This is a genomic window from Floridaenema evergladense BLCC-F167 (genome assembly GCF_041929205.2).
GTDB classification, from domain to species: Bacteria; Cyanobacteriota; Cyanobacteriia; order Cyanobacteriales; family Aerosakkonemataceae; genus Floridanema; species Floridanema evergladense.
Genome location: NZ_CM171625.1, coordinates 276,508 through 299,383, shown reverse-complemented (window position 1 = coordinate 299,383; position 22,876 = coordinate 276,508). Strand labels below are relative to the sequence as shown.

The 22,876-nt window shown below is 41.9% G+C and carries 16 protein-coding genes; 7 read left to right on the top strand and 9 right to left on the bottom strand.

Features of this window, described 5'->3' with window-relative positions:
- Positions 1–49: 49 nt before the first annotated feature.
- The 4 genes from ACE1CA_RS01315 to ACE1CA_RS01300 all read right to left on the bottom strand — a co-directional run bounded on the left by ACE1CA_RS01315 (position 50) and on the right by ACE1CA_RS01300 (position 3,544).
- Positions 50–1,273, bottom strand: a complete 1,224-nt coding sequence (locus tag ACE1CA_RS01315) for an aminotransferase class V-fold PLP-dependent enzyme (protein ID WP_413279037.1) — start codon at positions 1,271–1,273, stop codon at positions 50–52.
- A 454-nt stretch (positions 1,274–1,727) separates the two neighbouring features.
- On the bottom strand, positions 1,728–2,276 hold the full coding sequence (locus tag ACE1CA_RS01310) for an NYN domain-containing protein (protein ID WP_413279035.1): 549 nt from the start codon (positions 2,274–2,276) through the stop codon (positions 1,728–1,730).
- A gap of 301 nt (positions 2,277–2,577) precedes the next feature.
- Positions 2,578–3,252, bottom strand: a complete 675-nt coding sequence (locus ACE1CA_RS01305; protein WP_486517610.1) for an ABC transporter ATP-binding protein — start codon at positions 3,250–3,252, stop codon at positions 2,578–2,580.
- Between the two features lie 22 nt (positions 3,253–3,274).
- Positions 3,275–3,544, bottom strand: a complete 270-nt coding sequence (locus ACE1CA_RS01300) for a UPF0367 protein family (RefSeq protein ID WP_486517609.1) — start codon at positions 3,542–3,544, stop codon at positions 3,275–3,277.
- A gap of 224 nt (positions 3,545–3,768) precedes the next feature.
- Between ACE1CA_RS01300 and psbD the strand changes: the two genes are divergently transcribed.
- The 6 genes from psbD (at position 3,769) to ACE1CA_RS01270 (ending at position 11,517) form a co-directional block, all read left to right on the top strand.
- Positions 3,769–4,827, top strand: coding sequence for a photosystem II D2 protein (photosystem q(a) protein) (gene psbD, locus ACE1CA_RS01295; RefSeq protein WP_486517608.1), 1,059 nt, complete (start codon positions 3,769–3,771; stop codon positions 4,825–4,827).
- A 1,145-nt stretch (positions 4,828–5,972) separates the two neighbouring features.
- Complete coding sequence (locus tag ACE1CA_RS01290) at positions 5,973–8,024, top strand: iron uptake porin (RefSeq protein WP_413278852.1); 2,052 nt, start codon at positions 5,973–5,975, stop codon at positions 8,022–8,024.
- Positions 8,025–8,257: 233 nt separating this feature from the next.
- The gene (locus ACE1CA_RS01285) at positions 8,258–8,698 is read left to right on the top strand and encodes an RrF2 family transcriptional regulator (protein WP_413278851.1); all 441 of its coding nucleotides are present in this window, start codon (positions 8,258–8,260) and stop codon (positions 8,696–8,698) included.
- A gap of 44 nt (positions 8,699–8,742) precedes the next feature.
- Positions 8,743–9,708: a cysteine synthase A gene (cysK, locus tag ACE1CA_RS01280; RefSeq protein WP_413278850.1), complete on the top strand. Its 966-nt coding sequence runs from the start codon at positions 8,743–8,745 to the stop codon at positions 9,706–9,708.
- Between the two features lie 80 nt (positions 9,709–9,788).
- Positions 9,789–10,490, top strand: a complete 702-nt coding sequence (locus ACE1CA_RS01275) for a J domain-containing protein (RefSeq protein ID WP_413278849.1) — start codon at positions 9,789–9,791, stop codon at positions 10,488–10,490.
- Positions 10,491–10,647: 157 nt separating this feature from the next.
- Complete coding sequence (locus ACE1CA_RS01270) at positions 10,648–11,517, top strand: 6-carboxytetrahydropterin synthase (protein ID WP_413278848.1); 870 nt, start codon at positions 10,648–10,650, stop codon at positions 11,515–11,517.
- A gap of 90 nt (positions 11,518–11,607) precedes the next feature.
- Here ACE1CA_RS01270 and ACE1CA_RS01265 read toward each other — a convergent pair whose 3' ends face one another.
- The 3 genes from ACE1CA_RS01265 to ACE1CA_RS01255 all read right to left on the bottom strand — a co-directional run bounded on the left by ACE1CA_RS01265 (position 11,608) and on the right by ACE1CA_RS01255 (position 17,111).
- The gene (locus ACE1CA_RS01265) at positions 11,608–13,698 is read right to left on the bottom strand and encodes a hypothetical protein (RefSeq protein WP_413278847.1); all 2,091 of its coding nucleotides are present in this window, start codon (positions 13,696–13,698) and stop codon (positions 11,608–11,610) included.
- Between the two features lie 529 nt (positions 13,699–14,227).
- Complete coding sequence (locus ACE1CA_RS01260; RefSeq protein WP_413278846.1) at positions 14,228–15,160, bottom strand: class I SAM-dependent methyltransferase; 933 nt, start codon at positions 15,158–15,160, stop codon at positions 14,228–14,230.
- A gap of 229 nt (positions 15,161–15,389) precedes the next feature.
- Positions 15,390–17,111, bottom strand: a complete 1,722-nt coding sequence (locus ACE1CA_RS01255) for a DUF3352 domain-containing protein (protein ID WP_486517607.1) — start codon at positions 17,109–17,111, stop codon at positions 15,390–15,392.
- A 362-nt stretch (positions 17,112–17,473) separates the two neighbouring features.
- Between ACE1CA_RS01255 and ACE1CA_RS01250 the strand changes: the two genes are divergently transcribed.
- A complete protein-coding gene (locus ACE1CA_RS01250; protein WP_413278844.1) occupies positions 17,474–20,083 on the top strand; it encodes a M1 family aminopeptidase in 2,610 nt (869 codons plus the stop codon).
- A gap of 163 nt (positions 20,084–20,246) precedes the next feature.
- On the opposite strand, the gene ACE1CA_RS01245 is transcribed toward ACE1CA_RS01250, so the two are convergent.
- Complete coding sequence (locus tag ACE1CA_RS01245; RefSeq protein WP_486517947.1) at positions 20,247–21,503, bottom strand: APC family permease; 1,257 nt, start codon at positions 21,501–21,503, stop codon at positions 20,247–20,249.
- A gap of 74 nt (positions 21,504–21,577) precedes the next feature.
- Positions 21,578–22,849: a Na/Pi cotransporter family protein gene (locus ACE1CA_RS01240; RefSeq protein WP_413278842.1), complete on the bottom strand. Its 1,272-nt coding sequence runs from the start codon at positions 22,847–22,849 to the stop codon at positions 21,578–21,580.
- Between the last annotated feature and the right edge of the window lie 27 nt (positions 22,850–22,876).

Sequence of the window (22,876 nt, the reverse complement as noted above, 5' to 3'; positions counted from 1 at the left end):
TCTAGTATGGAAGACCGCAACAGTACAAAAATAGAAAGTTATTAACTAACTAAATAGCATCATACTCCTTAAACAATTCTGGCAGCACTTCTGCTAAATATTCATAATCTTCAATTTTGTTATAAATCTGTGCTGAAACTCTTAACAACTGTTTAGGATACGCAGGCCAATAAATTACAGGTACTTCAATTTTAAACCTTTCCCACAATATATCTTGAATTACTGGGATCGATCGCACCTTCTCAAACCCACTACCATCATCCGGTAAACTCACCACCGCCATCGTCCCAATCATTCCCTCTGGACAAGAAGGCGCAACACCCAAAACTTCACACAGTAACTCTCTAGCTTGTAACACGAGCGATCGATTTCTCGCCCTTAATTCCGACCATCCACCAGGTAACAAAGAACCCATAAACTTAATCGCTTCCGGTACACACAAATAAGCACTTGGGTCATCCGTTCCCATCCAATCAAACTCTAACTGAAAACGTGACTTATCAGCACGAAAAGAATTAGCACCATGACTAATAATCATCGGACGAATCAACGATTGTCGATCGCGCCTCACATACAAAAAAGCCGCACCTTTAGGCGCACATAACCACTTATGACAATTACCCGTGTAATAAGTTGCCCCAATTTCCCGCAAATTTAAACTTACCATTCCCGGTGCATGAGCACCATCCACCAAAGTATCAATTCCCCTATCGCTTAACTCTTTAACCAACTCCCGAATCGGAAAAATTAAACCCGTTTGACTCGTAATATGATCTAAAAGCGCCAACCTTGTTTGCGGCGAAACACATTCCACCACCGCCTCAACTACCTGTTCGGGCGCATTTATGGGAAAAGGAACTTCTGCAACTACTACCTTCGCCCCCGTCATTTCAGCGACAAAATTCAACACATTCCGACAAGCATTATATTCTTGGCTAGTCGTCAGTAACTCATCTCCCGGACGAAAGGACAAAGAACGCAAAACTGCATTGATTCCAGTCGTCGCATTGGGAACAAACACTAAATCTGAAGCATCTGCACCCACAAACTCAGCTAACTGACTTTTGGCTGCATCTAGCAATGCTTCCAACTCTCGATAAAATTTTAACGGTTGCCTTTCTAACAGTTGCCGAAATCGCTGTTGCGCCTCTAACACAGGTATGGGACAAGCGCCAAAAGAACCATGATTTAAAAAAATTATGTTTGGCTCAATTAGCCAAAACTTAGCAAAGTGAGAAGTTGAAAGTTTAAAGCCAGAAACTCGATCTTTCATACTTCATCCTTTGAAAAACTCCCCGGGTAGGATTCGAACCTACGACCAATCGGTTACACTTAATCCCTACGTTTCCGTTGGGGGTGGACTATCTCATCATCCGCTTGGGATGTCGGGCGCTGTCGGACTTATTGGTTAGGCTCCTCATCCGTAGTCTCTGCTCCTTTCTGGCTACCTGTGAATATCACTGCCTTTCGCCAGACTTGGATCAGGGTTGCCGCCACCCGAAGTGCTGCGGTTTCCTTGAATTCACCCGATTTTCCACTACCCGTCACCGGATAGCGCTGCTAGAAAATGCAAGTTAGTTTATCTGACTCACATCTGCTTCTGACAGCCGACCGCTCTACCACTGAGCTACCGAGGAATGTTTGCTCATTCGAGCCACGATTAATAATACTAGCCGCCATCGATAGGGTTTGTCAAGCACTTTGGCAAAATTTCTGAAAATTTTTAGTCACTTTAGCCCGTACCGCATTTGGGCAAGACGCTTTTGCGCTTCTGGATCTAGGGAACTGAACAAAAAGCGGCTAGGTAATTGATTTTTAGATTTCTGTTTCCGGCGCACTCGATGAATACTAAACTCTATTTCTTGGACTAGCTTGTGTGCGGACATCCATTCTGCGCCGTATCCGATAATAGTTAATTGTTGTGCTCTGTCCGAGGTTGCTACAATTATTCTCCGTTGAAATTTTTGCAACTCATGACGTAGGGTTGCACAAGCTTTTTCTATATATGTGTCTGCTGTTTGCCCGAAATCTGTGAAATGAACAGATAAGCTACTAGTAATTTCTTCTGCATTCCCTGGTGAAGCGCGATAATGGGCATCAAATACGATCTGAGTATGGTAGCCTTGATATGCTGTGTAATTAATGAGGAGTTGAATCAACTCTTCACGGGCGGCCTCTAGTCCTTTGCGATCGCTCAAAGTAAGCAGCTTTTGCCAAGATCCTATGATATTGTAGCCGTCCACTAGCAAAAATGCTGACGGCGAAGGTGGTTTCATTGTTCAATGCCAAACTTTTCTAAACTTAACATATCTGATAATAATTCATAATTTATTAGTAATCAAAGTTTGCATTTGGGTTAGGGGACTGGGGACTGGGGACTGGGGACTGGGGACTGGGGACTGGGGACTGGGAAGAATTAGGAGGCGGTGAGTTTTGTAAACTCAGATCTCGCAGCAGGGGAGGCAGAGCCTCTTAGTGCATCTAGAGTAAAGACATTTAGGTGTTTCCTTGTCTTCCTTCAATCCCCAGTCCCCAGTCCCCAGTCCCCAGTCCCTAGTCCCCAGTCCCCAGTCGCAACTAAGAACTAATCCCCTCCACCTGCATCAGGCGTTGTTTTAAACGATCGGGATCGCCGCGATCGACAAGTTGACCTTTTTCTAGTAAAAAAGCTCCATCGCAGTAATTTAACTCATCTAGACGGTGAGTTACCCAAAGCGCCGTGATGCCTTGGGAGTGAACTAAGCGTTGTACTTGTTTAACTAGGTCTAACTGACTGTCTGGATCTAAAAGGGCGGTCGGTTCATCTAATAGTAGGACTTCGCAACGACGAGCGATCGCACCTGCGATCGCCACCCGCTGTTTCTGCCCACCACTCAAAGCGTAGATCGGTCTTCTTTGTAGAGCATACAAATTTACCGCAGCTAAAGCTTCCTCCACTCGCTGACGCACCTGCCTTTGGGGAAGATGTTCTGCCACTAATCCAAATGCCACATCTGCCCCAACAGTAGGCATGACTAACTGATGATCTGGATTTTGGAAAACGAAGCCAACAGGCTGGGAAATTTTAATTTCACCCGCTAAGGGAGTTAATAATCCAGCCAGCAATCTCAGCAAAGTTGACTTACCACTGCCATTTGTACCCAAAAGCATCCAAAATTGTCCTTTAGGTACATCCAAAGAGCAGCTTTTGAACACGGATTCACCTTTAGGCCAGCTAAAGCAGAGATCTCGCACTGTAATGGCATCAGCCATGTAATCACCTAAAACTAAATTCTTATTCTCCTGCCATCATTAAGAAGCCTGGGGGTCTGCCAGCAGCAGCGGCACTTGACTTCTGAGATAATTGCACAGCTAAGATTTCACTGGTGAGAATGGCTATTTTTTTTTCTGTTTGCTTCTCGCAGGTTAATTCCAAGATTGGTGGATTATTAGAACGCATAGCCTCCAGAATTTGATTGTACAGAGCGATCGCGTCCGATTCTTCCTTCCTTTGCACTGAATAAGGGAAGGGAGTGTTCTTTAAAGTCATGTCAATAGTGAACATTAGGCGTTTCGAGATTTTAGTTAATTGCGCTACACACTTCTAGTTTATGAGAATTCAGTAAAGGGGATGAAAAATTCAAAACTTGCCCCTATAATGAGAAATCAGTAAAGAAACGTAAATTCTTATTACGTTATTCACAATTCTGTGTCTTAGCCAAACTGGAAACAGTGCAGCAAGGCTAAAATCCAAAACCTGTACTCATAAACTATTTGGAGATTTGGGCAATGACCATAGCAGTGGGACGCGCCCCAGCAGAAAGAGGATGGTTTGATGTCCTCGATGACTGGCTAAAACGCGATCGGTTCGTCTTCATCGGTTGGTCTGGACTACTGCTGTTCCCCTGTGCATACCTAGCACTAGGCGGATGGCTCACCGGAACCACCTTCGTGACCTCGTGGTACACACACGGATTAGCCTCATCCTACTTGGAAGGCTGCAACTTCTTAACCGTAGCCGTATCCAGCCCAGCAGACAGCATGGGACACTCCCTGCTGTTCCTCTGGGGTCCTGAAGCCCAATGGAACTTCACCCGTTGGTGTCAAATGGGTGGATTATGGCCATTCGTGGCTCTACATGGAGCCTTCGCATTAATCGGGTTCATGTTGCGGCAATTTGAAATCGCGCGGTTGGTAGGGATTCGGCCTTATAATGCGATCGCCTTCTCCGCACCGATTTCCGTATTCGTCAGCGTGTTCCTGATGTACCCCTTGGGACAATCCAGCTGGTTCTTCGCACCCAGTTTCGGAGTCGCAGCCATCTTCCGCTTCATCCTGTTTTTACAAGGATTCCACAACTGGACACTCAACCCCTTCCACATGATGGGAGTAGCCGGAGTACTAGGTGGAGCCTTACTCTGCGCCATTCACGGAGCCACAGTAGAAAACACCTTGTTTGAAGACGGAGATAGCTCCAACACCTTCCGGGCCTTCAACCCCACCCAAGCCGAAGAAACCTACAGTATGGTGACAGCGAACCGCTTCTGGTCGCAAATCTTCGGGATTGCGTTTTCCAACAAACGCTGGTTACACTTCTTCATGTTATTTGTCCCAGTCACAGGCTTGTGGATGAGTTCTGTGGGAATTGTTGGGTTAGCACTGAACTTACGAGCTTACGACTTCGTATCCCAAGAGTTACGTGCCGCAGAAGACCCAGAATTTGAAACCTTCTACACCAAGAACATTCTGCTCAACGAAGGTCTGCGTGCTTGGTTAGCGCCAGCCGACCAACCTCACGAGCACTTTGTCTTCCCTGAAGAAGTTCTGCCTCGTGGTAACGCTCTCTAAGCTTTAACAAAATTTTTTCATAACTAATAAGACTCCTAAATCATTAGGAGTCTTTTTTGCACTTCTATACCTCTGTCCAATACTTTCCCAAAATTCCCTTGCTTTTTTCTAAGAGCGTGTTATCTTAATTAAAGAGCGTAATGCTTAACACTTTTTGAGAAAAAGACCGCTTAGGCAACAAGGAGGTGATGCCCATGACAGATAGTAGTAAAAGCATGGGTCATCAGGTTGCAGATATCCGGCTGTGTGCCGAGACCGTTCTCTAGCAGAAGCTTTGTACTTTAGTACTGTAAAGTATCTGCAAGTGCTGGGCTTAATCTCCAGAGAAATCCCGGCAGTCTGGTTGCAATCTGAAGACCCGCTAGACCGCTCTCACAAATTTACAGTGGCTCAATCTATACCCAGTCACTGGATGTGAGAGCGGATAGTTATTTTAAGAATATTTGATGATGCGGTTATTTACTATTTAGTTAATTTGTTAATAGACGATAAAAAATATCTTAAAATTACTCGCATTTATGCCATAAAATAAAAAAGTAAATGGGCGATAAATAACTCTACTGTAGATTTAGATTGTGTTATAATATAGATTGGTTATAGACCAGCCAAGGGAATGCGAAAATAGGTAAAACACCTAGCTATGCACCTTGGAAAGCCTAACCGTCAATAAAAGCATAGAAGTAAGCTAAAAACGGAAGGGATGTGAAGAAATAAAAAATAGGGTAGGGCAGACCCAAATTTACGCTTGGGGAGTAGTCGTTGAGTGGATCATACGAGAGTATGTACTCGAATTAGACACGAATGCTTAAGTCAAAAGTTAGAATTGTCTAGCATAGACAGTATTCAGCCCAAGAATCCCCCGTTACAGTGAAATTGTGACGGGGGAGTGCCAAATATTTGGAAATGCTGGTGTAAGCTGTGATTAGGTGGAGTCGGAATGGCTCGGAAAGCTGTCTAAAAGTTTTCAGTTCCATTTCCTGGAGTGCAAGTAGCACTCGAAGCCTATCAAATATCTACGAAAGAGAGTTAACCTTAGTTTAAGAAAAGCAGTACCCCGCAATGCCTTTCTAAAAGCTAAACTAAGAAGTTAAGCGGGGATAAATGAATCCAGCGATTCTCTATAAGTGGTGTGAGGACGAGAGGAAATGTCTAAAATATTGTGGAAATCACTGCTGTTCAGTCCGGCAATCCTGGGAGCTACCCTGGTGTTTGGTTCTTCAGCGATCGCCACAGAAACTAATTCAGCAGCTGAAGTAGCTTCAAGTCAAATAGCGATCGAACAAGCCCCGGAAAAATTACTGAACCTGGCAGCTAATCCCGAACAGCAGCCAGAAGTAGCAGCCAAAAATCAAGCTTACGGCAATGGGCTAAAAGCTTTAGATAAGACACAAAACCAAGCTCAAGTGTCTGTAACGGTGAAAGAAAATACAGTTGCTCAAGCCGCACCTGTTAATTCGCCAAGTTCAATTGATGAAATCATTCGTTACAGCCGAGAAGGAAGAAGAGCTTCTGGTCAGGTGACTTCAGTTTCTCAGCTGCGGGACGTAGACCCAACAAGCTGGGCTTTCCAAGCATTACAATCTTTGGTTGAGCGATACGGTTGTATTGAAGGTTATCCAGACCGCACTTACCGAGGAAATCGGGCGTTGACTCGTTATGAGTTTGCGGCTGGGTTAAACAGTTGCTTGGATCGGATTCAGGAATTAATTGCCGCATTGCCTCAAGGTGTAAGTAAAGAAGATTTAGCTGCACTACAACGTCTACAAGAAGAGTTTGCGGCTGAACTGGCTACCCTAAGAGGCAGAGTTGATGCCCTAGAAGCTCGCGTTAAGAAGGTAGAAGCTCAACAATTTTCTACTACTACCAAACTAAGAGGAGAAGCGATTTTTGCGATCGCTGATGTTTTTGGTGGTAAGAGCGGTCAAGTAACCTATCGTGAAAGAGGTATTGAGCGTCCTCCCTTCCTAAGAAATCGTTGGGATGTAGAAGACAGAAACAACACTGTTTTCCAAAATAGGGTGCGTTTAGAATTCCAAACCAGCTTCACAGGTAAAGACATTCTACATACCCGGATTACAGCTGGTAACGCCGTGCGGTGGACTAGTTTACCCAGCACTCCCTTATTTAACGGTGGTACTAACAGCGGATTTACAGGTGGTCCAGGCTCAACCAGAGAAGGTAATCTACAGTATTTCTTTGGTAGCACAGGCAGTAATAGCGTAGCCTTAGACTGGTTGGCTTATGAAACTTCCTTTTTAGGTGGCTCTAAGCTATATTTAGCTGCCACAGGTGGGATTCACTCCGACTACGTTGATGTGAAAAACCCCTACTTCTATGATGGAGATGGCGGTAACGGTTCTATTTCTGTCTTCTCGCAAGAAAACCCGATTTATCGGATTGGTGGGGGCGCAGGTGGAGCCATTAGTTTTGGTTTGGGTGGACTGGGTAGCTTCTTGAAAGGCACCTCCATTACTGGTGGCTACCTTGCAGGTGGTTCTGGTATTCTCCCAGCAGGTGTTACAGGTAACGCTCCCACAAGTGCCAACAGTCCTTTCGATAAAAATGGTTTGTTTAACGGTCAATATGCTGCGCTCGGACAGTTAGACCTAAACTTCTGTGATACCTTCAATCTAGCGTTAACCTACGTTAATGCTTACCATCCTACCGGAACTGATATCTTTGATTCTGGTGGTAGTTCTGGTCTTAGTCGGTCAGGGTCAGTAGGTACAGGTATTGCTAATCTGCCATCGTCTCTACTATTTGGCAGTACCTCCAGAAATAGAGCTAGAGGTGCTACTCCAGTTGTTACTAACTCTTACGGTGTTTCTGGTAACTTACGTTTGAGCAAGTACTTCTCAATTAGTGCTTTTGGTATGTACACTGATGCTACCTTGGTTCGTCGTGGTAGTGCTGACATTTGGAGTTATGGACTTGGGATTGCTTTTCCCAACTTGTTTAAACCCGGTAACTTGTTAGGTTTATTCGCAGGTATCGAACCTTACTTGACTGGGTTAGATGCTGGCCCTCGTTCTACCTTTAGTCGTGATTTGCCTTGGCACATTGAAGGTTTCTACAAGTTCCAGCTGACGGATAATATTTCTGTGACTCCTGGTGTGATTTGGTTGATGGCACCAGAACAAAACAACAGAAATGATGACATTTTCATTGGTACTCTTAGAACCACCTTCTCTTTCTAGGTGAGTCTAACTGAAGAAAATAAACAGCCCTCGTTTTTAACGGGGGTTTTTTATTGATGGCAACAAAATTTGACAATTGCTGAGATGCTTAAAAGTCGAAAGCATTCAGGACGCAAGGCGTTATAAAATGGTATTAAACCCTAGTGTAGAACCGGGGTATTTTAATCACCTTTTTCTGCTCTTTGTATTTTTTTTAGGAATTTTGTAGCTATTCAGTAAATTTGGGATAATTCGTGGAACTATCGTGTAAAAGTGAATATGCGCTGTTGGCTCTCCTAGAGCTGGCAACTCATTATCAAAGTGGTGAACCTCTGCAAATTCGGCAAATTGCGGCGCAGCAAAATATTCCCGATCGCTATTTGGAACAGTTACTAGCAACTTTGAGGCGTTGTGGTTTAGTGCGTAGTCAACGAGGCGCTAAGGGCGGCTATTTGCTGGGCAGAGAACCCTGGAAAATTAATTTATTTGAAGTTATTTGTTGTTTGGAAGGGGCTGATTCTCAACTTTCAGATAAAGATTCTGGGAGTAAAACGACGTTAGAAAGTAATTTGCTCAGAGAAGTTTGGCAAGAGGGTTGTCAGGCAGCAAATGCGGTTTTGCAAAAGTATACGTTACAAGATTTGTGTGAAAAGCGAGATGCTAAACGTCAGCTAGATATCATGTATTACATCTGATTTGTTATTAATGACAAATGAGTTAATGATATAAGGAGAGAATTATGCGAATAGCTGATGATATTACTGAGTTAGTTGGTCGTACTCCTTTGGTACGGTTAAATCGGATTCCGCAATCAGAAGGTTGTTTGGCAAAGATTGTGGTGAAGTTGGAGGGAATGAATCCTGCTGCTTCTGTGAAAGACCGAATTGGCGTAAGTATGATCGATGCTGCTGCTAGGGAAGGGCTAATTACTCCTGGGAAGACGGTGTTGGTGGAACCGACTTCGGGAAATACGGGTATTGCGTTGGCAATGGTGACGGCAGCTAAGGGTTATCGGTTGATTTTGACTATGCCGGAAACCATGAGTAATGAAAGGCGGGCGATGTTGCGGGCTTATGGCGCAGAGTTGGAGTTGACTCCGGGGATTGAGGGGATGACTGGGGCGATTCGACGGGCGCAGGAGATTGTGGAGAATACGCCGGATGCTTATATGTTGCAACAGTTCCGTAATCCGGCTAATTCGCAAATTCACCGGGAAACGACAGCCCAGGAGATTTGGCAGGATACCGATGGGCAGGTGGATATTTTGGTGGCTGGTGTGGGAACTGGGGGTACGATTACTGGTGTAGCTGAGGTAATTAAGCAGCGGAAGCCGGGGTTTTTGGCGATCGCAGTTGAACCCGCTAACAGTCCGGTGTTGTCCGGGGGAAATCCTGGCCCACATAAAATCCAGGGAATTGGGGCGGGTTTTATTCCGCAAGTATTGCGCGTAGATTTGATTGATGAGGTGATTCAGGTGAGGGATGAAGATGCGATCGCTTATGGTCGGAGATTAGCTAAAGAAGAAGGCTTACTTTCGGGAATTTCTAGTGGTGCGGCACTGTATGCAGCGATTAAAGTTGGTCAAAGAAAAGAAAATGAAGGCCGTCTAATCGTGATGATTCAACCCAGTTTTGGAGAACGTTACCTAAGTACACCTTTGTTTCAAGAACCAGAATTGAAGCTATCAACTTTTGGCTTAACTTAAACTAGTGAAAGAAGGCAGAAGGAAGTCAACTTCTCAGATTTATCTGAGGGAAAAATCGCAAATCGAAACTCGAAAATCGAATGGCGGAGTTAAATCACTATCAAACTCTGCAAGTTAGCCCAAGAGCAACACAAGCAGAGATTAAACAATCTTATCGGCGGTTGGCAAAACTTTTTCATCCCGATAGTCAGCAAGAAACAGCCAATCATGAGCAAATTGTGCGGTTAAATGCTGCTTATGAAATTTTAAGCGATCCGCAACGACGGGAGTTTTACGATCGACAATTAAAAAATGGTTCATTTACTACGGTAGGAAACTGGCAACAACGAACCAAAGCCGCGCAAAAACAATACCAAAAACAGCGACAAACTACTCAAAATGTCGATCGACAAATTCAATTATGGTTGAGCCTAGTTTATCAACCAGTTAACCGCTTAATTTATCGCATTATCAATCCCATCAATAAACAAATAGACGAACTTGCTGCCGACCCGTTTGATGATGAATTAATGGAAAGTTTTCAGGATTATTTAAAAGATTGCCGAGAGTTACTTTCTCAAGCCCAACACATTTTTACCTCAATGCCCAATCCTTCTCCTTTAGCTGGTGTTGCTGCCAGACTTTACTACTGTTTAAATCAAGTAGGAGATGGAATTAGCGAATTAGAAACTTTTAGCTTAAATTACGACGACCAATATTTACACACAGGCCATGAAATGTTTAGAATAGCCGCCCAGCTAAGACAGGAAGCGCAAACAGCTTTTAGGAATTATAAGTTATGAGTTTTGAGTTTTAAGTTATTAATTCAAAACTTAAAACTCAAAACTCATAACTTGCCCTTGTCCCCTTGTCCCCTTGTCTCTCCTGCCCCTCAATGCGATATCCTAGAACCAGAGTCGTTTTACGAATCTTTACAATTCCCTCTTTGCTCCTCCCAGCATGAAGTGTATTATCAACCGTCGGGCTAAATTTTCAGCCAGTCATCTGTATTGGTTGCCAGAGTTGAGTGAAGCTGAAAATATGGAAAAATTTGGAGCTTGCTCTCGTGCGCCTGGACATGGACATAACTACGTTCTGTATGTTTACATGGCAGGTGAATTGGATGAATACGGTATGGTGTTAAACCTGTCTGATGTAAAACACATCATTAAACGGGAAATTACCAGTCAATTAGATTTTTCCTATCTCAATGATGCTTGGTTGGAGTTTCAGGAGACTCTGCCAACTACAGAAAATATGGCAAGGGTAATTTGGCAGCGTTTAGCGCCTCATTTACCAATTGTGCGAATTCAATTATTTGAACATCCAGAACTTTGGGCTGATTATTTAGGAAACGAAATGGAAGCATACCTCAGCATTGCCACTCATTTTAGCGCTGCCCATCGGCTCGCTCGTCCCGACCTTAGTTATGAGAAAAATTGCGAAATTTATGGTAAGTGCGCTCGTCCTAACGGTCACGGTCATAATTACCATTTAGAAGTGACTGTGAAAGGAGAAATTGACCCTCGCACGGGGATGAGTGTAGATTTAGGAGAATTGCAAAAGGCGATCGATGATTATGTAATAGAACCATTCGATCACACTTTTTTGAATAAAGATATTCCCTACTTTGCAGAAGTTGTGCCAACAGCAGAAAATATTGCGATTCATATCCGCGATTTATTACAGGAACCCATTCGGAAACTAGGTGCGGAATTGTTTAAAGTTAAGTTAGTGGAAAGTCCGAATAATTCCTGTGAAGTCTATGGTACTTCATTGGAAAATTTAGTTAATGGCAAATTGAACGAGCAAGTTTTAGTGAGAATTTAAGCTTTTTGACAAGAAGAAATCGCACCCCGATAATTAACGAGGTGCGATTTTTAATTAGACCAAGGATTAATAATTAATCACCAGTGATTTTTAGGTGAATACAAAAGAGGCACTGGTGAGAGCGCTAGTTTGGACATTAGCAACGATCGCTAACTCGGTTCCTAAGAAAGCGATCGCAGCATCAGAACCTTTCTGAGTAATCGAGATAGAACTAAAGGCCGCTCCAATACCTGCAACGCCAATCACATCCGTACCTGCTTGGAAGTCAGTAATCCTGCTGGAACGACTCGGAACGCTATTATTAGCAATCCAAAATTGATCGGCATCTGCACCACCAGTTAAGGTGACACCACCATCGCCAATGTATAAAACATCCTTGCCTTTGTCGCCAAAGATGACATCGCCGACTCCACCGATAATGGTGTCGCTGCCTTGACCACCACGAAGGGTACTACCAGTCGAACTATTAGACCCATTGATAAAGTCGTTGCCTTCATTGCCATTCACATTGTTGGCTTTACCAGGTCTAAAGAAATCATTGCCTGCGCCACCAAGGAGAACATCACTAGTGCCACCAATTAAGGTATCGTTACCAGCACCACCACTTAAGGTATTGTTTGAGGTACCTGCGCCAGAGAGACTGTCATTACCACCGTAACCATCGATAAATTCACTGCCTTTTGCTGTCAATGTATCTGGCCCTTTCGATATTGCCAGGATTAATTGACCACCTTCGACGTAATTGGCATCTCTGATGGTGTGAGCTTGAACGTCGAACATATATAACCGTCTACCGGAGCCAACTTCGACGATGCCGGAGGTTTCCCATTCGCCCGGTGCGCTGGTATCGTCAAACTGTAGACCAGCAGCACTTTCGTCGAGTTCTGCGACAAAAGTAGCTTTATCGGTGGCGATATTGTATTCCCAAATACCAGCTTCTCTGCCTCTGGCTCTCATTACGTCACCACCAAAGGCGGTTTCGTCTTCCATGATCATTACACGGTTTGAGCGATCGACAACGATGTTGTCATAGCTCACACCAGTATCAAGGCCACCATTGAGCACTAACTCAAAGTTATTGATTTGTCCTGCCGGATCGCTGGCATTGAGACTAAAGCGGTACATTTTACCGTAGGGGTTTTCTGCTTCCGCAGCAGTGCTGGCTGTCCCACCACCAGCTTTGTCAGCGGTGCCTGTGGTAACAAAGTAGAAAGTGCCGGGGTTGTTGGGATCTTCGGAAATATCTTCTAAACGACGGAAGTTAGTGGAACGACCAGAACTGTCTACCCAGCTGCTAAGAACTGCGCCAGTGGTGTCAAGGGCAATGTCTCTGGGAACTGGTGTCCAAGTGGCGTTAACTCTTGTTCCTTCTGTGAGAGTTTCACCATCGAATCCTTGAACTCTTAATACATATAATTGACCATCGCGGAAGCCGTTGGGGTCTTGTGCAGTTTGTTGACCGACAAACATATAAAGTTCGCCGTTGGCAAAGTCTTCTGTGCTGATAAGTACGGTTTTATCCGAATTGATGGCGCGATATTGAGAGGCGGCAACTACGTTTTCTTTAGCGTAACGACCTAAGCCGTCGATCGCTAATGCTGTACCATCAGGAGTTAATGCCCAACCTCTACTTGTGGAAGCTCCGGTAGTTGCATTAAGTGTAGTTTCTTCAGGAATGAAATAAACTGGAGTTGATTGACCAGCGGCATTAACAAAGCCACTTTGTGCTAAGTATGCAGAACAAAAACGAGTGAAAGCAAAACTTCTCCCGTTTGCCGCATTAGTATAAGCACCTGTGGTGGTGTTTAAAACATACTCACCAGTAGTATCTACTCCTCTTTCAATCAGGTTTTTCCCACCAACGATATTCCAGTTTTTGTCAAATACGAGTAAGGATACTCTTGCTCCTTGGATTCTTCCTCCGGGAGTTATAGAAGTGATAGGAGCACCGGAACTAGTAGTGTCGGCAATTTCGTGATTGATAAAAACGTAATAGTTTGTTGGAGTGTCGAAAATTCCCATTCCGTCAGGGATTCCCACAAATGTAAATCTTTGTCCGGGAACTACCTGAAAGTTACCTACGGTACCCTGAATTAAAGGAATTTGGTCTCCCGATGTTAACAGCGGAGTAAAATCGTAGCCCGGATTTCCCGGCACATTTCTTACGTAAGAATCTACCATGATTTAAGACTTCCTTCCTTTTTAATATGAAGTTAATTGCAGCGCTAAAAATTTACCTATTGCTTAGAAGCTTCAGTAATAATTATTGCGACTCTCCAAGAACTTAATATCTCTCTATTTAGTTAAACTTTGACTATAGGAGTAATATGAAATGATTAATTTAAGGCTATGTTTTGATTAACAAAGAGATATAAAAATAATTAACTAAATATAACTAGATATTAACAATTATTTACAATTTTTTCTACTTATTTTCCTTATTTATAAAGAATAGCGATTGTTTGTTGGGTTACTACTCAACTCTTGGTAAGTTGATTTAGAAATAAATTCGTTAATTTTAGGAAATTTTAAATTATATTAAATTTCTTGATGCCATAACAAATAATTAACAAATTTTATGTTAGACGTTTTTACTCTTTAGAAATATTATTTTTAATTTATAGGATTAAAATACAGAGAAATTGTAGGGGATCTGGTTTACGAATAAGCGAGCTAATTTGCTGCCCCTACAATCAGTCTTTATTAATTTTTAATTAACTTTGGCGATAATTGTGCGATGGCGAGGACTATTTGGAGTAATAGTTGGTGCAGAAAAACCTGCTTCTACTAAAGCTTGGGAAATATCCAATGTGAAATATTCATCCAAGTAAGGTTCAGTACTTTTCAGCAAAGTGAAAATGTAAGGAGGCATTTTCTTGTAAGCTGAAGATTGAGGATTCATGTCCATAATGGCAATGTGACCATTTGAACGTAACAAACGTTTAGCTTCGCGAAAAATTTCTTTTGTTGCTGATTGTGGCAATTCATGACACATTAAAAAGATGGAAACTAAATCAAAGGAAGTATCGGGTAAACCTGTTGATTCCGCAGCAGCATGAACCCAATTAATTGAAAGATTTCTTTGTTGAGAACGGTACTCGGCTACTGCTAGAAAATAAGGTGATAAATCAACGCCTGTAATTTTTGCTTGGGGATAAACTTGTTGCAGCGCAAAAGTACTCATTCCGACGCTACAACCCAGGTCTAAAATATCTTGAGGTGAGGTAGAAATTTGCTGTTTTAAGATGTTATGATAACTCTGCCGAAGTTTGGCATCTCCGTCAATTGCGGGAACTTTAGACCAGATTGTAGAATGGACTGCATGAGCAGCAGATTCGACTTCTAATGCGGGTTCCCAACCCAGATTTCCTTCTTTATAGGCGTGGAACGATCGCACATAATAGTTTGGATAAGTTAAATTCTGATTTTGTACTTTTTGTAAGTAACTTTCCCAGTTTTCCTGCCTTAATTCCCGAACTAATTGTCGCCAAGGTACGCCAATTTTTTCGGCTCTTTTAATCATCATCTCACGAGCTTGATGCTTGGCGACAGCTGCCAAAGGTTTAATAGCGAGTACTCCATTAACTAAGTGAGAAGCTAACCCTGGAGTAGTATTTACTGTTGCAGTCGTCTGATTAGTCATTAGTCATTAATCTTTTGTTATTTCTAGAATTTCGCCTATTTAATCCTACCAAGTTTGGGACATGATGCAGATAAGCTGTCACGCATTTAAATCACTTATGAAGATTGCAGGGGAGCAGGGGAGAGAATTAGACCAATTTTCTTCTGTTTCCAAACAATCCAATTTAAATGCGGAACAGCTTATAAACCAATCTTGCGATCGCAAATGACTAATGACTAATGACTAATAATTATTGACCTTTGGCTACTGATTGTGATTCTTTTGGTTTTAAGGCTAACACAATTTCCATTTCGCTGGTTGACGAGTTAACTTTGTTAGCTGTAACTCCAATACCGCGAATGGAATTCAACATAGCACAGGTATCTGAGGAAAGAGGTAGTTGAAGATTCAGGAGAAAATTATTATTAAATACAGACATTACTGTGTCCATATCGACATAGAAAGAACCTGTATTTGGCTTCGGTAATGAATTGGTAACTGTTTGGAAAGATTGGTTTTTGTCTAAAGTTTTAGAACTGCTTGCCATTGCTTCAACAATGGGACGACCGACGGCGACAAACATTGATTCTTTGTCTAACCAACCATGTCCTAATAATACTCCTTGATTGTTTGACCATTCGGTAACAGGTTTGCCTTCAATGTGTCGGCGATCGATATTTATCGAGTTAGTTCTTGCCAATCTATCTAATTTTTTTAATACGGTTTCAGTGGCTTGGCGATCGCTAGTTTTCACAACTAAAGCTGCACTAAAACCCATAGGTGCTAACACGCCTTCAGTCACCGGAAATGCACCAACAGCAAATTCTCGATCCATCCAAGGTAAAACGTCTTTATCTAAATCCAACTTGACGTTTTCTTTGAGATAATTGCGAATTACGTTAACCTGATTGTTAAATTGGGGATTCTTCTTCGCTTGTGCTATTGCGTCTTTCCAACCTTGGCTAATTCCATATCCACTCACTAGCGCTACTGTATTCAAGGGGAATTTAGATACCATTTTCCCTGGTGTTGGTTGAAACTCTGCTTGTTTAATGGAGTTTTGCTGGTTTTCTCCGATCGCTTTTATCCTAATTCCTAAATTATCTATTCCCACCCCCATTACCACAGATTTCATATTTTTTAACTCCTGTATTGATGCTGGAGTTAACTGACTGATACCTGCGTGTTTATCCAACACCTCACTAATCACTTTTTTAGATTCAGGTACATAAATTTCTGCAATTTCGTTGGGTAAATCTATACCCTTCTCCAACATCAAATCCACACCTACTTTATCCGCAAATGAAGGCTCGCCTTTAGAAGTATCAATTGCTGCTTCTAGCGATCGTTTCTGTGGAGAAATCACCAAATGCTCGTTCAATAGCGCTATGTAAGTGTTGTGATTTTTACTGGTACATTCCCAAATCTTCACGCCTTTATAGTTACTCTCGCTTTTTTCCCCACCAGACGATTTTTTTAATTTAGTAGCAAAACTGATAGCGCTAATTTTATCTTTAATACCTATAACAATTAAATAATTTGGGTCGTTAGTATTGGCAACTTCTTGCGTATTGTTGCTTGGTAAAATTGCCACCATTAAACTACCTAGCCAAGGCTGAATATCTGTTGCATAATCTATCTTTGTATTCTCAGCAAACAGCTGTTTTTGTAGGTTAGTTACGCTGTCACTGATAATCTTGTGCGCTTCTGAAGTGCCAAATTGTTGCAAATTTGACCAAGGTTTGCTATCTGTAGACACTACACCTGCTACTAGTGCTTCATCTGGAACTAATTTGGCGCTGGCTAATGGACTGAGATCGCTAAACACACCTCGTAAGTATAAGTAACCAGTTGTGGCACCACCAGCAATGAGAATAGCTGCACCAATACCTAAAGCCTTGAATTTAGGGAACTTAGATGACTTAGGAACCTCACGTAATTCGGGGGTTTTAGAGATTTTTTGGCTTAACATTATCCTCACCTCACATTAAACAATACTTTTTTCGGGGAATTCTAGGAGCTACCAGAGTACTGATGAGTACTTTTTCGTAGGCAAGAAAAAGGAATATTTTATTGTCTAGGTAGAATTCCATAACAGACAATGAGTAAATTCTAGAGTAGTTTTGGAATTTGGCAATAGGAAAATATATGATATTTCTTATAAATAGTTATATTTTTAGTAATCTTTATAAATAATTAAGCTTTCTAAATAACTTTGTGTTTTCCGACACTCTCTTTTGCACCTTTCGCTAATCCGATTACGTTAAGTCCCAAAGGCGTTAACCTGGAAAGTATATTTAATTCGCTTCCATTTTTACCCAGGCTTAAGCCGAGATGAAGTTGCAATCATATTTCGATTCTGAAACGAATAGTCACAAATCTTTTGAATTGCCGGGAGCCCGACCGCATTATAATCCCGATCGCCCCGGACAAGTAGAACATATCTTTTTAGATTTGGCGCTGGATATTCCCAAGCATACTTGTAAAGGGAGTTGCAGTATTAGGTTAGCACCAGTGCGATCGGGAATTGAAAATTTGACCTTAGACGCAGTTAACTTAAACATTCACTCAGTCGAGGTTGATAATGTAGCGCAGAATTTTGAGTACGATGGCGAACAGTTGCATATTCGACTCGCCACCCCGACGCAGGTAGGAAAACCAATTACTATTGTGATTGCTTACGCTGCGGAAAATCCCCAACGAGGGATTTATTTCATCACTCCTAACGAACATTATCCCAACAAACCGACGCAAGTTTGGACGCAGGGAGAAGATGAAGATTCGCGGTTTTGGTTTCCCTGTTTTGATTATCCCGGACAACTGGCAACTTCCGAAATTCGGGTGCAAGTTCCCCAACCTTTAATTGCGATTTCCAACGGGGAATTAATTAATACCGAAGATGCGGGAGATGGGAAAATTTACCATTGGTTGCAAAGGGAAGTTCATCCTACTTATTTAATGACTTTAGCGGTGGGAGATTTTGCCGAAATTCAAGATGAATGGAATGGCAAACCTGTCACTTATTATGTAGAAAAAATTCGGGAAGAAGATGCTCGTCGAACGATGGGCAAAACGCCGAAGATGATCGAATTTTTCAGTGAAAAATTTGGTTATCCTTATCCATTTCCCAAGTACGCCCAAGTGTGCGTCGATGATTTTATTTTTGGGGGAATGGAGAATACTTCTACTACTCTTTTAACTGACAGATGTTTGTTAGATGAAAGAGCATCTTTAGATAACCGCTTGAGTGAAAGTTTAGTCGCCCATGAACTCGCCCACCAATGGTTCGGTGATTTGGTGGTAATTAAACATTGGTCTCATGCTTGGATTAAAGAAGGAATGGCATCTTATTCCGAGGTACTTTGGACAGAAAAAGAGTACGGAAAAGATGATGCTGCTTACTATATTTTGAATGAGGCGCGGAGTTATTTAGCGGAAGATAGCAGTCGCTATCGTCGCCCAATTGTAACTCATGTTTATCGGGAAGCGATCGAACTTTACGATCGCCACCTTTACGAAAAAGGTGCTTGTGTTTATCACATGATTCGCGGAGAATTGGGAGATGAATTGTTTAATACTGCAATTCATAAGTTTGTCCAAGAAAATGCTCACAAAACAGTAGAAACTATTGATTTGCTGAGGGCGATCGAAAAAGCTACAGGTCGAAATTTACTCTTTTTATTCGATCAGTATGTTTATCGAGGCGGACATCCCGATTACAAAGTAGCTTATTCCTGGGATGCTGATAGCAAACTGGCGAAAGTTACCGTAACCCAAACTCAAGCAAAATCCGGTAACAACGGAAATAAAAATGATTTGTTCGATCTGAAAATTCCCATTGCCTTTGGTTATGTAAAAGATGAGAAATTCTCGGAATTTAAAACCTTTACAGTGCGAGTGCATGAACAGGATCAAAGCTTTTACTTCCCCTTAGCTGAGAAACCGGATTTTATCAGTTTTGACTTGGGAAATTACTGCTTAAAAACCGTCGCTTTGGAATATGCTATTCCCGAATTAAAAGCACAATTAAAATATGACCCCGATCCAGTTTCGCGGATTTTTGCGGCGGAAGCATTGGCGAAAAAAGGTGGTTTAGAAGCTGTCAAAGCTTTATCAGAAGCCTTAGAAAATGATGCTTTTTGGGGTGTGAGATCGGAAGTTGCGAAACAACTTTCAGAAATCAAACTCGATCAAGCAGGAGTTGCTTTAACTAAGGGATTAAGCGATCGAAATCCCTTAGTACGTCGGGCTGTAGTCAATGCTTTAGCTAACATTAAAACCACCGAAAGTTATACAGCATTAAAAGAATTGTTGCAAGCTGGTGACGAAAGTTATTATGTAGAATCAGCAACAGCAAATTCTCTTGGTAGCATGATGAATTCAGCGACTTTAAAAGATAAAGAAGATGAAGCGATCGCGCTACTTTCTACTATCTTAAGAGAGAGGGCTGGTTGGAATGAAGTAGTTCGGGTTGGTGCGATCGCAGGATTAAGTCAATTAAAGACTTCTCCTGTGGCTTTAAACCTGATTTTAGAATACACTCACCCCGGAATTCCTCAAGCTTTAAGGTTAGCTGCAATTCGCGCTTTAGGCACAATTTCCACCGGACAAACTGCTAATAATGTAGAGTGGATTGTGGAACAATTAGCTGATATTTCCAAGGAAAGTTTCTTCCTAACTCAAGTAGCAGTTGTCACCGCTTTAGGACAAATGGAAATAGCGAAAGCAATACCTGTATTGCAATCTTTAGCTAATCAAACACCTGATGGAAGAGTGCGTCGTATTGCAGAAGAAGCAGTACAAAAGGTACAGAAAAATGTGGGTAGCGATCGATCTGTGAAACAGTTACGGGAGGAACTTGATTTACTGAAAAAAGAGAATCAAGAATTGAAAAGTCGCGTGGAAAATTTGGAAGCTAAATCTAAGGTGAATTCGCCATCATAAATAGGTTCGATCCCCCTAAATCCCCCTTATTAAGGGGGACTTTGAATTCACTTGTTTGTTGAATTCCCTCCTTAATAAGAGGGACTTTAAATTTCCCCCTTATTAAGGGTAGTTAGGGGGGATCAAAACCAGAATATTTGTAGAACTTGGGTTAACAGTATCTTCAGTTTCTATTTTTCACTGTTTGGGCAATTTTATGCCAAATTAAGCCAGCAATAATTAATCCTAATCCAGTTAACCAAATTTGTTGTTCTACCCAAAAGGCGAGAAATAAACAAGCTAATAAACCTAACCAAGCGATCGCTTTTGGGTAAAGTCTTCCTTCAGATGGAATTGCTAATGCTGCTAAATTGGTGATAGCATAATAAATTAATACGCTAAAAGCACTGAAAGACCAAGTAGTTTTGACATTCCCAATTAACACTAGAAAAGCGATCGCAATTCCTACAATTATCACCGCCCAAAATGGAGTCGTACCTGTCTCATTTAATCTGCCAAAAACTCTCGGTAAATCTCCACGTCTTCCCATTGCTAAAACTACGCGAGATAAACCTAAAATTAAATTGAGAAGTACTCCTAACATCGCCGTAATTGCACCAATGGCAATAATTTGAGAACTTCCCGGAATGGCGAAACTTCGCGCCGCTACTTCTAAAGGTGCTGCTTTGCTAGTTGCTGCTTGACTAAGTGTGTCTGCGCCTACAGTTCCCACACTGACTATTGCTACTACAATGTAAAGCAACATTGTGACAATCATTGTCAAAATAATTGCTTTAGGAATAGTTTTTCTCGGTTCTCTAACTTCTTCCCCCAAAGTAGCAATTCTTCCATAACCCGTGTAAGCAACAAACATTAAAGCACTAGCATGAAGTATAGCTGTAATGGGATTAATTGATTCTTGATTTGGAGTGGCGAAAAATGGTGTAAGATTAGTTAATCCTTGGGTTGTTAATACTGGTAATCCGGCAATTATAAAAAAACCAAGTGTTAGTAAGGTAATGGAGACGATCGCAATATTCGCAGTATTCGATCGCTTAATTCCCAAAAGAATAATGACCGTAAACAAAGTTACTGCAACTAATGCGATCGCAACTAACAAATTCCGATTAGATACACCAAAAGCATTAAGCAAATATCCCGCAAAACCCAATGCAGCAGTCGCCGCAGAAGCACTTTTGGCGACTAAAAACATCCAACCTGCGGTAAATCCCAACCAAGGATTGAGATATTTATAACCATATTCGTAAGTCCCTCCACTTACGGCATGATTAGCAGCAAGTTGGGCGCTATTTAAACCGTTGCAAATTGCTACTAATGCCCCAATTCCTACTGCTAAAATTACTGCTGATCCTGCTATTCCGGCAGCAATCCCAATGCTAACAAATACGCCTGTGCCGATAATCGACCCCAAGCCCATCATGATAGCACCAAAAACTCCCAACTCTCGTTGTAATTGTGGCGATGGCGAAGGTATCACTTATTTCTCCAAGTCTTTTAACTTTGCTGCGTTTCCACTGTTTCTTTGATCCGTTTCCAGTTAGTACCAGAATTGCCAGAATCGGAATCATCATGGCGATCGTTATCTGATTCTCTACCAGGAATTAGTTTTTGTAAAGCACTCGCAATCCAAGGAGTAAATCCAATAAACAATGCTACTCCTAATAGATTAAATATTAGTTGAGCATTGGCAATTTGACGTGGTACATCAGCCCCAAAAGAAATCCATTGTGCAAGTTGCGCTAATTGAGTGGCAAATATTAGCCCTAAAGCAGCAGTAATTAAGTTAAAAAACAGGTGAAAAACACCTGTGCGTATGGCAGAACTACCTCTACCAATTGTGGCAACAATAGTATCAGAACAGGTACCAATTTCTGCACCCAACATTAAAGCAATTCCTGCTGGCAATGAAATCAAACCTTGACTAGCTAGAGTAACAATAATTCCCACAGTGGCAGAAGAAGATTGAATTAAAACTGTGAAAAGTGCCCCAATAAGTGCGCCTTGTAATGGGTGCTGTCCCAATGTTTGCATCCAATTAATGAAAGTTTGCGATTTTTCTAGAGGTTCCATTGCATCACCCATTACCTCTAGACCAAAAAATAGTAACCCTACGCCAAATGTAACCATTCCAATGTGTTTTTGACTTTCGTTTCTACCGAAGAAAATCAAAATAGCACCAATTAATAAAGCGATCGGTGCATATTGATTAATCTCAAAAGCAATAATTTGTGCACCGATAGTTGTGCCAATATTAGAACCCATTACTACGCCTAGAGATTGGACAAATGTTAATAGTCCAGCGCTAACCATTGCAATTACCATAATGATGGTAACTGATGAGGAGTCTAATATTGTTGTAGCGGCTGCACCTGTTAACACTCCAGCAAAAGGATTGGTTGTGAATCTACTTAGAATTCTTTTGGCGCGATCGCCTGTAACTTCCTTTAACCCATCAGCCATTCGGGTTACACCATACAAGAATAGCACTAGTCCCGCTAATGCACCCATGACCATTTTAGTAATATCTATTTTCTCTTCTTCTTTACCTTGTGATTCTCCATTTTCTGCCTGTTTACTCTCTGTTTGTGGCGCTGGTTGTGCTTCATTATCTGGTTTTTGTGCGTAAGCTTTCAGTTCCAAGGTTGGCGGGTTAAATGCAGTAAATTCGTGGTTTTTTACGGCAAAACCAACTACTAAAGCTGCTACCAAAATACTGGTTATTAAAAATCTTTTGATTGGGCTATTCTGATTAGAAAAAAATTGCATATATATACCTCAAACAAGGTTAGTACA